8 protein-coding genes are annotated in these 14,447 nt (G+C 60.4%); 6 read left to right on the plus strand and 2 right to left on the minus strand.

The annotated features are described in order from the left end of the window. Positions 1-90 precede the first annotated feature (90 nt). From V8J85_RS04925 to V8J85_RS04950, 6 genes are all read left to right on the plus strand, one after another. Positions 91-1,128 (plus strand): hypothetical protein, encoded by a 1,038-nt coding sequence (locus tag V8J85_RS04925; protein ID WP_339952566.1) that lies wholly within the window; start codon positions 91-93, stop codon positions 1,126-1,128. 597 nt (positions 1,129-1,725) lie between these two features. Continuing rightward, entirely contained in the window at positions 1,726-8,562 is a 6,837-nt protein-coding gene (locus V8J85_RS04930) for a cellulase family glycosylhydrolase (protein WP_339952567.1), read from the plus strand. Between the two features lie 215 nt (positions 8,563-8,777). Then, positions 8,778-9,734, plus strand: a complete 957-nt coding sequence (locus V8J85_RS04935; protein ID WP_339952568.1) for a transferrin-binding protein-like solute binding protein — start codon at positions 8,778-8,780, stop codon at positions 9,732-9,734. 89 nt (positions 9,735-9,823) lie between these two features. Next, a complete protein-coding gene (locus V8J85_RS04940; protein ID WP_339952569.1) occupies positions 9,824-10,552 on the plus strand; it encodes an SDR family oxidoreductase in 729 nt (242 codons plus the stop codon). Positions 10,553-10,649: 97 nt separating this feature from the next. Beyond that, complete coding sequence (locus V8J85_RS04945; protein ID WP_339952570.1) at positions 10,650-11,180, plus strand: SMI1/KNR4 family protein; 531 nt, start codon at positions 10,650-10,652, stop codon at positions 11,178-11,180. Between the two features lie 20 nt (positions 11,181-11,200). Next, positions 11,201-11,641 (plus strand): hypothetical protein, encoded by a 441-nt coding sequence (locus V8J85_RS04950; RefSeq protein ID WP_339952571.1) that lies wholly within the window; start codon positions 11,201-11,203, stop codon positions 11,639-11,641. Positions 11,642-11,846: 205 nt separating this feature from the next. Here the strand turns inward: V8J85_RS04950 and V8J85_RS04955 are convergent, their stop codons facing one another. Further along, positions 11,847-13,655, minus strand: a complete 1,809-nt coding sequence (locus V8J85_RS04955) for an ABC-F family ATP-binding cassette domain-containing protein (protein ID WP_339952572.1) — start codon at positions 13,653-13,655, stop codon at positions 11,847-11,849. 31 nt (positions 13,656-13,686) lie between these two features. After that, entirely contained in the window at positions 13,687-14,403 is a 717-nt protein-coding gene (locus tag V8J85_RS04960) for a GNAT family N-acetyltransferase (RefSeq protein WP_339952573.1), read from the minus strand. Between the last annotated feature and the right edge of the window lie 44 nt (positions 14,404-14,447).

Below are 14,447 nucleotides of genomic sequence, written 5' to 3' on the forward strand. Positions count from 1 at the left end.
TCGCGAACCGACCAAAGCAACCCCCTTTCTATCCCGGTAAAGAGCAGGTATCGAAGATATTACTGGATTATCTTGGGGGATTTTCTGCGTATGACACGCCTTTCAATGCTTTTCAAAGCATCGCTTCTTATTGTTTTCGGTCTGTTTTGGGCGGATATCGCCATCGCTCAGGAAGAGCCCGACGAACCCGATCCACCGCCGCTTCAGGGGCAGATCCCACCTTCGTTCCCTGATATTGGTGACTTCCCCGGCGGTGGCGGCGGCGGTTCACCTGTCGTCAGACCTTCACGTTTCGTGTCCCTGTCCACGCTTCAAGCGGCAGGCGTGACCCCGGACGAACGCGAAGAAATCGTGTCCAAGGCCCGCAGTTTCAGCAAAGAGGATAACGGTGGATATGGTGGCCCGATCTGGTCCGCCCTGACCGGCACCACATCCGAGCTCGAAGGAACCGGTCTTGACACGCTGGCTGCCACATTCGGCGCGGATGTGTGGGCGAACGATGTGGCGATATTCGGTGTCATGTTGCAGGGTGATACCGCCGAACAGGACGGAGCCGATGGCCTGGACTTCGACTCGACCGGATATATGGCAGGTGTCTACGGGATCTACCAAATCACGGACTTCACGTTCGACGGTCGTATCCTCGCCGGTCAGGCGCAAACCGATATCACCGACGGAACCGACACCGCCGACGGCGTGGACAGCACCCGTTGGCTGGCCAATCTGCAGATCTCCAGCCAGCGGGAATTCGACAACGGCACGCTTTTCGTACCGCGGGTCGCGTTGGGCTATCTCGTCGATGACACCGACGCCTATACGCTTGGCGCCAGCGATGTGGAAGACAAGCGCATCGCCTACGGCCAGGCCGACATCGGGTCCAGCTTTCTGATACCTTTCCAGGCGGGCGGTACGGACGGCAACATCGTCGCGGGTGCGACGGGCATCTGGGCGTTCGGCGAAGATGCCGACAGCCAGGTCCCGCGCGACCTGCGCGGACGTGTCGATCTTGGGGTCGAGCTCTTCAGCGCCAATAGCTGGTCCGTCTCGGGCAAGGTCTTCGCGGACGGCGTCGGTGAGGAAGATTTCGAGAGTTTCGGTGCCGATTTGGGCGTGATGTTCTGGTTCTGAAGTAATAAAACGACGGCGCCGCCATCGGATCGATACGATGGCGGCAAAAAAACCCAAAAAGCGAACAAAAACGCGATAACCTGCCTGATGCCAGCAGCCGCCGGCAATCTCTCGCGCGCATCGCGCGCAAACTCCACCGCGGTCTAGTATACCAGTCCATATCGATCGCGGCTTGGCCTCTTGTATTGGCCACACTTCAGCAACATTTTCCTCAAAAAACCCCCTTTCCATAACCTATTGGAAACACGCCACTTTTGTGTCGGCGGATTGTCGCAAATCGCCTCGGCAGGGTTTCGCTTTGGCAATGTATACGCAGTTGCCCGTTCAGATGTCGACTTGCTAACACGATTTAGACCGGCGGATTCGCAGGTCGAATTCAGGCGATCGGGACAGCTGCGACATGCCACATGCAAGACAAACCGGGAAACCCGTATCCGCGATCACCGGATTTCGACGGCGCGGACCCATCGCGACCAGAATACCCCGCCGACGTCACACCGGATGACGGCGCACCGAATAAAATAGACGAAGCAAAACGCAATCAGGCCCATGGCGAACAAGATCGTGCCCGGGGCGAGCATCCAAAGAGGGATACAGATGGATAACAGCGATATGCATATGGGCCACGATCACCACACGGGCAACGGCGGATCGGGCTATACCGACATCACCGCTTTTGGCACCTTCCACGGGACAAGCAGCCATACCCACCATGACAGTCTTGAAGGCGGACGGACCGCCATAACGACAGAGGCATTGGTGTCCTACAACGGGTTGCGTGCTTTCCTTGGTGTCGAACCGACCACGCTGGATCATATCGGCGATTGGGCCTATGCCAACCAGATGACCAACGACCCCAATCCGTATGGGCAAACCGTCAAGGGTGTCGGGCTCTACTACGGCATGCAGGGCGCCAAGGTCGGCTGGATCCGTGACGATGCCTTTGATCCCCAGATCCTTGCCGATATTCAGCGCGAAGCGCGGCTTGGCACGGTCGAAAACGTCATGGCAATGGTCGAAGAGGTCGGGCTTGACGGTTACGCCGCCTATCTGCGCGCGTCCGGGCTGGTGGACACCTTCGTCAACACCATGAAGATGGAGCCACATTACGGCGGATGGATGCACGGCGTCACGCACGGACGGCTAGGACTGGACGGTGCCACAGCGCATGATGTGAACCACCTGACGGTGCTCAGCCACGACCAGATGCAGCCCTTCATGAACGACACGTTCGATTATCCGCAATGGCCCGCGCTTGATGTGCCAGAGGCCGATGTTGCGAACTACTTCCAGGCTATGGTTCTGCTTAGTGATCCGTTGGGCGATGGTATCACATCCGGGACGACAGGCGTCGACAATCCCGATCCGGTCGATCCTGTCGATCCGGCACCGGTCGACCCCGATCCCGACATGGGCGGCGGCGACATGAACCCCGATATGGGCGGTGGTCACGATCACGGTGACCATGATCACGGCGGTGGTATGGATATGGGTGGCGGCGACACCGGCGGCGGATCTGCATCCGCCGCAGCATCGATCGACACAAGCAACAGCTGGGCCGACGGCTTTGTCGCCCAAGGCTCGTTCACGCCTGATAGCGCCGTGAACGGCTGGACGCTCTCCTTCGCGTCCTCCGCTGATATCACGAACATCTGGAACGCCGAGATCGTCAGCTATGAAAACGGCGTCTACACGATCAAAAACGCACCCTACAACGCGAACCTGAACGCGGGACAAGAGGTATCATTCGGCTTCCAGGCCGCCGGGTCAGACAACACGATCAGCGATATCATGGTGAACGGCGCACCCGTTGATACAGGCGGCGGCACCGGCGGGGACACGGGTGGCGACACTGGCGGTGATACAGGTGGAGATACCGGAGGCGACACTGGCGGCGGCGATACAGGTGGTGCGACCGCCCCGAATGTCAGCGTCTCCGACATCACCGTCAACGAAGGTGATCCCGGCACAATAACCGTCGGCGGTGGCGGCACGGGCAGCGGCGTGATCGCGCGTGGTCCGCTCTCGACCCAGGGCAACCAGATCATCGACAGCGCCGGGAACAACGTCGAAATCCGCGCCGTCAACTGGTTCGGTGCGGAAACCGATGTTGGCGCGCCACACGGGCTGTGGGCGCGCAACTGGCAGGACATGATGGACCAGATGGTCGATACGGGCTTTAACGCCATCCGCCTGCCCTTCTCGTCCGACATGGTGCTGAACAACCCGATGCCAGGGGGCATCAACACCGCCGAAAACCCAGACCTCGTGGGTCTCACCTCGCTCGAGGTGTTCGACAAGATCATCGATTACGCCGACGAAATCGGCTTGCGCGTGATGCTGGACCACCACCGCGGTATCGCGGGCAACAGCGCCACCGACAACGGCCTTTGGTACGGCGAAGGCGGCTATACCGAGGCCGACTGGATCGGTGTCTGGCAGATCATGGCGGACCGTTATGGCGACAGCCCCGCCGTTTTCGGGGCCGACCTGCACAACGAACCCCACGGGTCAGCGACCTGGGGCGACGGCGGCCCGACCGATTGGGGGCGCGCGGCCGAAGCCGCTGGCAACGCCGTCCTCGAAATCAACCCTGACTGGCTGATCGTCGTTGAAGGGATCGAAAACTACCAGGGCGACAGCTACTGGTGGGGCGGCAACCTGCAGGCCGTGCGCGACCATCCGGTCGAACTGAACGTGAACGACAAGCTGGTCTACTCACCCCACGACTACCCCGCTTCGGTCTTTGCCCAACCATGGTTCTTCGACGGCTCCGACCTGACCGAGGTCTTCCGCGAAAGCTGGGGCTACATCTACGAAGAGGGGATCGCACCGATCCTCTTGGGCGAATTCGGCTCCAAACTGGAAACCGACGTCGATCGGGCGTGGGCCGAGGCCATTGTCAAATATCTCAACGGCGACCTGAACGCCGACGGCACCATCGACATCCCCGAAGGTGACGCCGGGATGAGCTTTGCGTGGTGGTCCTGGAACCCGAATTCCGGCGATACGGGCGGCATCCTGAACGACGACTGGACAACCATCCGGAAAGAGGCCGTGGGCCTTCTCGAACCGCTGCTTGCCAACGACACGGGCGATGGCGGCACCCCGGTTGAGGTTCCTGCCCCCAACCCGACGACCAGCGTGACGATCACGCTCGACGAAGCCTCAGATGAGACCGTCACGCTCACCTACCGGACCGAGGACGGCACAGCGACCGCTGGGGAGGATTACGAAGCCGCCAGCGGCAGCGTGACATTCGCACCCGGCGAAACGTCCAAGACAATCGACATCACGCTTCTTCCCGACGATGTCGCGGAACCCACCGAAACCTTCAACATCATCGTTGAAGGTGGCGCAAACGGCCCGGTGACCGCAACCGCCACGATCCGAGACGATGACGGCTATACCGGCCCGGTCGATCCTGATCCGGTCGATCCGGCACCCAAACCCGTCATTTCCATTGCGGATGCATCCGTACAGGAAGGGGGCTCTGCCAGCTACACACCGACATCCTACGGCGATACGGCCGCCGGGCACGGCGCCATCGCTGCGGGTCCGCTTTCGACCCAGGGGCGATTCATCGTCGATAGCGACGGCAACCCGGTCAACCTGCGTGGCGTGAACTGGTTCGGATCGGAAAAGGCGGACCTGTCGGTGCCGGGCGGTGTCTGGACAAGGCCCATCGCCGAGATGATGGAGCAGATGGTCGATCTCGGGTTCAACACGATCCGACTTGCATTCTCGACCGAGCAAGTTCTGAACAACCCCGTCACCGGTGCGCAAGACTATTGGCCCGACAGTTTCCTTGAAGGCAAAACACTGCTCGAGGTCTGGGATTACATCGCCGACACCGCCGACAACCTCGGTCTCAAGATCATCTTCGAGCATCATCGCAGCGATGCTGGCTCTGGCGCGAACCTGACCGGTCTGTGGTACACCGATGAATTCGGAGAGGACAAATGGATCGAGGCGTGGCAAACGCTTGCCGAGCGGTACAAAGACAGCCCCGCCGTCATCGGTGCCGATCTGCACAACGAACCGGGTAATGCCTCCAAATGGGGTAATGGCGACCCGGCGACTGACTGGGCGGCGGCAGCCGAACGCGGTGGCAACGCCGTGCATGAAATCGCCCCCGACTGGCTGATCGTCGTGGAAGGCGTCGCCAATTATCAGGGCGATGAATACTGGTGGGGCGGGAACCTTCAGGGCGTCCGCGACCGACCCATCGAACTCGACCAACCGAACAAGGTCGTCTACTCACCGCATGATTACCCTGAATCCGTCTATCCCCGGCCATGGTTCAAGGACGGCTCTGACCTGCACGAGGTGTTCCGCGACCACTGGGGCTTTATCCACGAAGAGGATATCGCACCCGTCTGGCTGGGCGAGCTTGGGTCGCGGCTTGAAACGGACCTCGACAAAGCATGGGCCGACGCGATCATCGGCTATCTTTCCGGCGATTTCGACGGTGATGGCACGAATGATCTGCCCGCCGGTGATCCCGGTATCGGCTTTGGCTGGTGGGCGTGGAATCCGAATTCCGGCGATACCGGCGGCGTGGTCGAAGACGACTGGATGACACCCCGGGCCGATGTGTTCGAACTGCTTGCACCGCTGCTGGACGGGGCGCCCTCAGGGTCCGAACCCACAGATGGGGGGGCACCAACATATATCACGTTCGATGTCACGTTGGATGCGCCGGCGACCGAAGAGGTCACCGTCAACTACACGACGCAGGACGGCACGGCACAGGCCGGGCAGGATTATGTGGCAACGGCCGGCACGTTGACATTCGCACCTGGCGAGACGACCAAAACGATCAAGGTCGAGGTGCTCGGCGATGACGCTGTAGAGCCCGATGAGATGTTCACCGTGGCCCTCAGCGGCGACGTGACAGGCGACCTGACAGCGATCGGCACCATCATTAATGACGATGACGCTATGACGGACCCCGATCCGGACATGGGCGGTGGTGACACTGGCGGCGATACCGATGGTGGTGGCGACACTGGCGGCGGCGACACCGGCGGTGATTACGTCGGCGGCGGACAGACCTACAATGTCGGCACGGTCGCGGTGATCACAGGCTTTGATCCCACGAAAGACAAACTCGACCTTGGCTCTGACTCGATCCACAACCAGATCGGCGTCGACACGGCGGACGGCTTTGCCATGCTGCATATGTTCAACAGCGGCAAGTCCACGCTGCTCGAAGGCGTCTATCTCAAGGATCTGGTCGCAGCCAACTTCACCCCGATCGCGGACGCGCACCTGCAGCAAGACCTCAGCGCCGCATTGGCATTCGAAAACGGCACCGGTCTGGTACGCGACAATACGATCTACGTCCGCTCGCACGAGGCCGGCCTGAACGAGGTCGTCGATTTCGATCCCGCGACCGACACTGTCAGCATGTTCTACCTTAGTGTCCGGGGCGACCAGGAACTGAACTTCTCGGTCGAGGAAACGGCGCAAGGCGTGCGGTTCTTCAGCCCGCTCACGAACCAAAGCATCACGCTGCGCGACACGAAACTCAGCGACCTGACCAGCGACCATTTCGAATGGCGGGCCAACCAGCTCGAGGATAATGTCGCGGGCCGCATGGGACTGGCCGACAAGATCGACGGGTTCACCTACGAAAACATCTATAGCGGCAAAAGTGTCCCCATGGCGGGCCTTGTGGACCGGGCCCCCTATCACAGCCAGCCCGACTATACCGGCACGCCGATCGGTGGGTCAGACGGCGGGAATACCGGCGGTGACACGGGCGGCGGTGACATGGGCGGTGGCGATATGGGCGGTGGCGATATGCCAATCGTCGTGAACGTCACCGGCGGCTCTGTGACCGAAAGCGATCCGGGCATGACGCACATGCACGACGACGGCACATCCCACGTTCACGATGACGGTCATCGCTACATCATCTTCGAAGTGGTGCTGGAAGAGCCAGCCGCGGATACGGTCACCCTCACCTATGCCACGGCTGACGGCCTGGCCGTCGCCGACACGACCAACGATATGGCGTGGGACTATCATGAAACCACCGGAACGCTCGTCTTCGCCCCCGGCGAACAGACCAAGACGGTCTCGGTAGCCGTTCATCCCGACACACTTGTCGAGTTGACGGAGACATTCACCTTCCGGGTCTCGGGCGAAAACATCACCGGTGATCTGGTGGCGACGGGCATCATCTACGACAACGATGTCGAAGATACGTCTGGCGGTGGCGATATGGACATGGGCGGCGATGGCGGCATGGACATGGGTGACGGCGGTGATATGGGCGGCGGTAATGACGGCGGCGACACCGGCGGAACAGGCACGACCTACAAAGCCGGCACAATCGACGTGGTCACCGACTTTGACCCAGCGGTTGATGTGTTCGACCTCGGCACCGACTCGATCCACAACCAGATCGGTGTCGACACGGCTGATGGCTTTGCCATGATCCACATGTTCGACAGCAACAAATCCACGCTGCTGGAAGGCGTGTATTTGAAGGACCTGACGGCAGCGAACTTTGCACCCATCGCCGACGCGCACCTGCAACAGGACCTGAGCGCATCGCTCGCCTTCGAAAACGGCACCGGGCTCGTGCGCGAAAACACGATCTACGTCCGCTCGCACGAGGCTGGCCTGAACGAAGTCGTGGATTTCGATCCCGCAACCGACATGGTCAGCATGTTCTACCTCAGCGTTCGGGGTGACCAAAAACTGAACTTCGCTGTCGAAGAAACGGCGGACGGTGTCCGGTTCTTCAGCCCGCTCACCAATCAGAGCCTGACGCTGCGCGACACCAAACTCAGCGATCTGACCAGCGACCATTTCGAATGGCGCGCCAACCAGATCGAAGACAACGTCGCCGGGCGCATGGGATTGTCAGATGTGATCGATGGGTTCAGCTACGAAAACATCTACAGCGGCAAAAGCGTACCCATGGCGGGTCTTGTGGACCGGGCACCCTATCACAGCCAGCCCGACTATACCGGCACCCCGATCGGGTCATCCGACGGTGGCGATATGGGCGGCGGCAACCATGGTGGTGATCAAGGCGGTGGCGATATGGGCGGGGGCAACCCCGATCCGGTCGATCCGATGCCCGATACGGGCATGCCTGACGGTGCCCTGTCCGCCTATCTCGACGTCAAGGATGATTGGGGCAGCGGCGCGGTGATCGAAATGACGATCACCAATAATTCCGGCGCAGCGATCAACGATTGGGATGTGGATTTCAACCTTTCCGTCGATATCGCCAATGCATGGAACGCCCAGATCAGCGACGCGGGTATGGAACGGTTCAGCGCCGCCGATGCTGGCTGGAACGGGACGATCGCAGACGGGCAATCGGTGACCTTCGGGTTCCAGACGAATGGCGGGAACCTTGATGAAATGATGCTGAACGATGATGCGAACTTCACTTTCGACATGATGTAGGATCAAGGACCACTCACCACGAACGGGGGCGCGCACCGAAAGGTGACGCGCCCTTTTTTTTGCGGCCAAAATGCCGCATACCTGTCCAAGAACAGATTGTGTCCGAATTACGGCTTATCGCCGAAGGGCAATCAGGCTAGTGTCCCGCGGCATGCCGACAAGATATCGGATGCCACGAGCATAGAAACACAACAAATAGTTGAAAACGGTATAATATGATCAATCGATTTATCCAAACCACATCCATTTGCGCCGTTATCGTCACGTCCGCCTGTTCAAGTGGAGGTGACAGCGACGGCAACCATAATTCATCACGGGCCACCGCACTCTTTTTCGGAACGACGGATTCAAGCACTTCGGCAAACGGACTGGATTTCGCCACCGCGACGTCCGACATTCGCGACGTCGAAGGTCAGAACGCCACTGTCCGGCTTGTCCGTTTCGTGACGGATCAAGAAACCGGGGCAACCACGATCCAGGTCAGCGCCGAGACCTTTCAGGCCGACGATCTGGACGATGAAAACTACACCGCGACCTTCGGCGGCGAAACAATCACCTTCAGTGATGGGATCGGCACGCGCGGCGATGGCGCCACAGTCGATGTGCGCCGGGGGACGGCCGGCGATTTCGCACAAGCCTTTTCAATTTTCAGCTCTGTCGATGCCGGTGGTCTGGATGCAGGGGAAAACACCGAAGGTTTCCTGATCACCGGTTTCGAAACCAACCCTGACGATATCGCAGCTTTGACACCCAGCGGTGAAATCATATATGGAGGCACGCTTGGTGGCTCCGGCACCCTGATCCGCAATGGTGGGGAAGAGCTTACCAATGCCGTTCTGTTGTCCGGGATAACGACGATCACAGCGGATTTCGCCAATGGAACGGTCAGCGGCAACTCTGACATCACCGTTGGTATCCCGGACACGGTGCTTAATGTCGATCTGGCCTTTGAAGGTGCCGACATCTCGGGCAACGGCTTTTCGACCGATCTGACCGTGGCCGACTGCACGACGGGCCTGACCTGCACCTCGGACTCCCAACTCGCAGGCGTCTTCTACGGGCCGGATGCCGCTGAACTTGGTGGACTTGCTGCGATTGATGTCACCGGCACCGACGGTGACGGCGACACGATCCGCTATGTCGGCGGTGGTGCGATCATCGCAACACAGTAGTAACCCGGCAGGTCGCGTTTCATATCGAACGCGGCCTATTCCATTTCCCCAAACACTGATGCACCCTCCCCGCAAACGGGAGGATCATCATGGATATCACTGCAGCCCGCGCCATCGTCACCGGCGGTGCCTCTGGCCTTGGGGCCGCCGCCGCCAGGGGCCTGATCGACGCGGGCGCACTGGTCACGATCTTTGATCAAGATCCACGCGGGGCCAGCTTTGCCGCCGATATGGGCGCTTACTTCGCACAAGTTGACGTAACGAACGAAGGCAGCGTTTCCAAAGGGTTGGAAAACGCAGTTGATGCGATGGGCGGGTTGAACACGGCGATCAACTGCGCCGGAATCGCGACGACGGAAAAGACGCTGGGGCGCGACGGCCCGCATACGCAGGCCAGCTTCAAACGCACCATCGACATCAATCTGAACGGCAGTTTCAACATCGCACGTCTCGCCGCCGCGCGGATGACCGACGGTGGCGTGATCATCAACACCGCCTCGATCGCTGCCTTCGACGGGCAAAAAGGGCAAGCCGCCTACGCGGCGTCCAAAGCCGGGATCACCGGGCTGAGCCTACCAATGGCGCGTGACCTCGCCCGCAACGGCATTAGGGTCATGGCCATCGCCCCGGGTATCTTCCGCACCCCGATGCTCGAAGGGCTGGGGCAAGAGGTCATGGACACTCTCGCCGCCGACGTCACCTACCCACAACGGCTCGGCGACCCGGCAGAGTTCGCCGCCCTGGCACGGTTCATCGTGGAATGCGACTACTTGAATGGAACGACGATCCGGCTGGATGGGGCGCTGCGCATGCCTTGAAGACGGCTGCTGGTGCCAAGTGCCGTGAACAACAATGCTGGCCACGCCGGTGGCCAAGCGCCTTTCGCAGATCGCAGCACGGGAAGAGAATTCTGACATGACCATCTATCTCAAACACATGCCCAATTCCGCTGGTGACCCTTGGCCCGCCGCACCACAACCCGACACCATAGCCGGTTGGGAGGCCGCCAACATCACCCTGCCCGAGGCCTATCGCGCATTCATGCTGCGCTACAATGGCGGGGCGATCTATCCGCTGGAATTCGAAATCACGATCAACGAGGACGCCGCCGACATGCTGGACATTCCGGCGGAGTCCGGCGTCGATATCCTGTTCGACTGGAACACGTTCCAACAAACGAACACACAAACGCAGCCATGGCGGGATTACATGATCGCCATCGGATACGACACGACATCCAGCATCATTGGCCTGGGCTCTGACGGTCGCGTGCTGTACTGGTGGCGTAACCTGGCAAATGAATGGGAGGTCGAAGATGACGGCCCCTACCCCGTCGGCGTTCTGGGCAACGATTTCCAAGGGTTCATCGAAGACCTGTCCGGCGACACCGCCCCGCGCTGGAACCTGCCGGGTGATCTGGACAACGCGATGAAAATCGAATTCTGACACACTGCCCGGTCCATAACGTGGACGAGGCGCTGGCGCTGCTGCGATGGCCCGACGGACGCATCGGCCAATTCGTGCAAAACCGGATCGCGTCCAAGGCACCGACGGCGCTGATCATCAGCCCTTGGCGCGACGTTGCGGCCTCCAGCGAATTCCGGCTGTTCTACAAGGGCGGGCGGATGGTCGGGGCCTCACAATATCATCACAGCCGCGTCTATCCCGATATGGTCAGCCGCAAACAGGAACTCGCCGCAGCCATATTCGTCATTGCCCCGCAAATCGGTCAGGCGCTGCACATGCCAGACGTCGTTGTCGATATCGAACTCATCCCACAGGCGCGTGGTGCACTAACCATGACATTGATCGAACTGAACCCGTATCTCAGCATCACCGATCCCTGCCTGTTCAGTTGGGCCAGCGGCGGGAATTTCGACGGTACCTTGCGGGTGCGGCATTCATAGCGGAAAGCCAAGGCTGTTTCCTGCTCGATTTCCACTGCACGCTTGTCTTTGATCATCCAAAACATGTTTGGAACCTTCAGGGTCGCGATGCTAATCGCGCCGGTTCTTCCGCATGTCCCGATCAAGAATACGGTTACATTTCCCGTTTTCCGGCAGATACGCGACCAACTGATGATCGGCATCATCCAGATAAAGGCGACCGCACCTATCCCGCTGCCTTCTCTTCCAACATCAACCACTCGTCCTCCGCCGCAGCCAGCGCGCCTTGCCGTTCGACCAAAGCGTCCATCGCCTTTTGAAACTTCACCGGTTCACGGGTGAATAAATCCGGGTCGGCCAGCAATCCTTCCAGTTTGCCGATCTCGGCCGTCAACCGGTCGATCAACGCTGGCAACTCTTCCAACCGGTGCTTTTCTGTAAAGGATAGGCCGGACGGTGCCTTCCTCTCCGCAACTTTTTCTTTTTTGCCACCGGCCTTCGGCGCGGCCGGCGCCTCGGCAAAGTCGCCACCCCGTTGCGTCCGATAGTCGGTCCAGCCTCCGGCATAAACGACCGCTTGCCCGTTCCCTTCCATCGCCACCGTCGTCGTCGCCACACGGTCCAGAAAATCACGGTCGTGGCTCACCAGCAGGACGGTCCCGTCATATTCACCCAAGATATCCTGCAACAGATCCAGCGTCTCGACATCCAGATCATTCGTCGGCTCATCCAACACCAGCAGATTGCTTTCGCGCGCCATCAGACGGGCCAACAGCAGCCGTGCCTTCTCGCCCCCCGACAACGACCGGACAGGCGCACGGGCCTGCGCCTCGTCAAACAGAAACTCTTTGAGATACCCGACCACATGCTTTGGCGCGCCACGTACCATGATCTGATCCGATTTGCCCGACACGCCCAATTCAGGGTCATTCGCCAGATTTTCCCACAGCGACATGTCCGCCTGCAACGCCGCGCGGGTCTGATCGAACACCGCGACATCCAGATTGGTACCAAGCTTCACCCGTCCCTCGTCAGGTTTAATTTGACCCAGCAACATCTTGATTAGCGTGGTTTTTCCAACACCGTTCGGCCCAACGAAAGCGATCCTATCCCCACGCTGTACCGTCAGATCAAAGCCCTTCACGATCGACTTGCCGTCAAACGCCTTCGCCAGACCCACGGCCTCGATCACCTTGCGGCCCGAGGTTGGCCCACCGTCAAATGCCATCGCCGCCGTACCCTGCCGCTTGATCTGGCTCGCTCTCTCGGCCCGCAATTCCTGCAAGGCGCGCACGCGGCCCTGATTACGCTTGCGCCGGGCGCTGATCCCTTCGACAGCCCATCGCGCCTCTGCCTTGATCTTGCGGTTCAGCTTGTGGCGCTGCTGGTCCTCTTCCTCCCAGATCTTGTCGCGCCATTCTTCAAACCGATCAAAACCCTGCTCGGCCCGGCGCACCTGCCCGCGATCGATCCATAGGGTCGCGCGGGTCAATGCCCGCAAAAACGCCCGGTCGTGGGAAATCAATACAAACGCCGCCCGCGTCTGCTTCAGCTCCTGCTCCACCCACGCAATCGCCTCGATATCCAGATGGTTGGTCGGCTCGTCCAACAGCATCAATTCCGGCGCCTCGGCCATCAGCTTGGCCAAGGCCGCGCGGCGGCGTTCCCCGCCCGATGCGGTGGAGACATCGCCCGCAGGGTCAAACTTCAACCCCTCGGCCACCATCTCGACCTTATAGGAATCCTCCGGTGCCAGCCCGCTGGCCGCATAATCACCAAGTGTCGCGCAGCCCGCCATCGAAGGCTCTTGTTCCATGTAACCCGCGGTCACACCGGGCGACAAAACGCGGCTACCGCTGTCGGCCTCGACCAGTCCGGCCATGACCTTCATCAGCGTCGATTTACCCGACCCGTTGCGGCCAACCAGGGCCACCCTGTCCCCCGGCTGCACCACCAGCGACAGGTCGGAAAACACAGGATCGCCGCCGAAGGTCAGCGCAATATCGGAAAGTTGAAGCAAAGGAGCATGTGCCATCCCCGCCTGCTATTGCGGCAAGCGGAAAGGGTCAACCAGCGACAGCGCGCAGGGCCTTCGCACGGGCCGCGGGAATGGCGGCGACGGGCACGCAGGTGAACACATGCAAGGTCCCCAGATCGCGGTCCACCACCGCGTGATCGCTCACCCAGCCACCCATCGCCAGATAGGTCCGCAACAGCGGCGGCATGCGACGCATCCCCCCTGTAGTACGCGCGCGGTCAAACGTGACAACCTCTGGCGCCTTTTGACCCGGACGCAAATCATCAGGCGCACCAAAACGTGACCGCAGAAATGCGAATGTCGGCCCATAAGGCGTTGGATCAACGCCGGAAAAGCTCGTACAGCCAGTCAAATAGCGCGCGCCAGCCGCATCCACCAGCCGGGTCACCGCGCCCCAGACAATGCGCAAGACATCAACATCCAGCACCGCAGGGTCCACGCAAAATCGGCCCAACTCGGCAAAGGGTCCCGTGGCTTTCGAAAGGCGTGTCAGATCATAGAACTGCGCGGCATAGCCGCCCAACATCGCCGTACCGTCGGGCCACAACGCCACCCGCAACGTCGCGACCAGACGGCCCGCCTCCGTCTCGACCATGACATGCTGCGACAGTGCGTCGAACCGGTCTTTGTCAACACCGGCGCCCCCGAAAAAACAACGGTGGCGCAAGCGCTGACAGGCCAGAAGATCATCCGCCCCCCCGGCCATCCGCGCCACATAGGCGCCCTTGCACAACGGAATTGTCATTTTACCTCACCTTGGCGAACCGGTTACCCAGTCCTACGTTAAGC

Origin of the sequence: Yoonia sp. 2307UL14-13 (assembly GCF_037572755.1) — a bacterium.
Taxonomy (GTDB): Bacteria; Pseudomonadota; Alphaproteobacteria; order Rhodobacterales; family Rhodobacteraceae; genus Yoonia.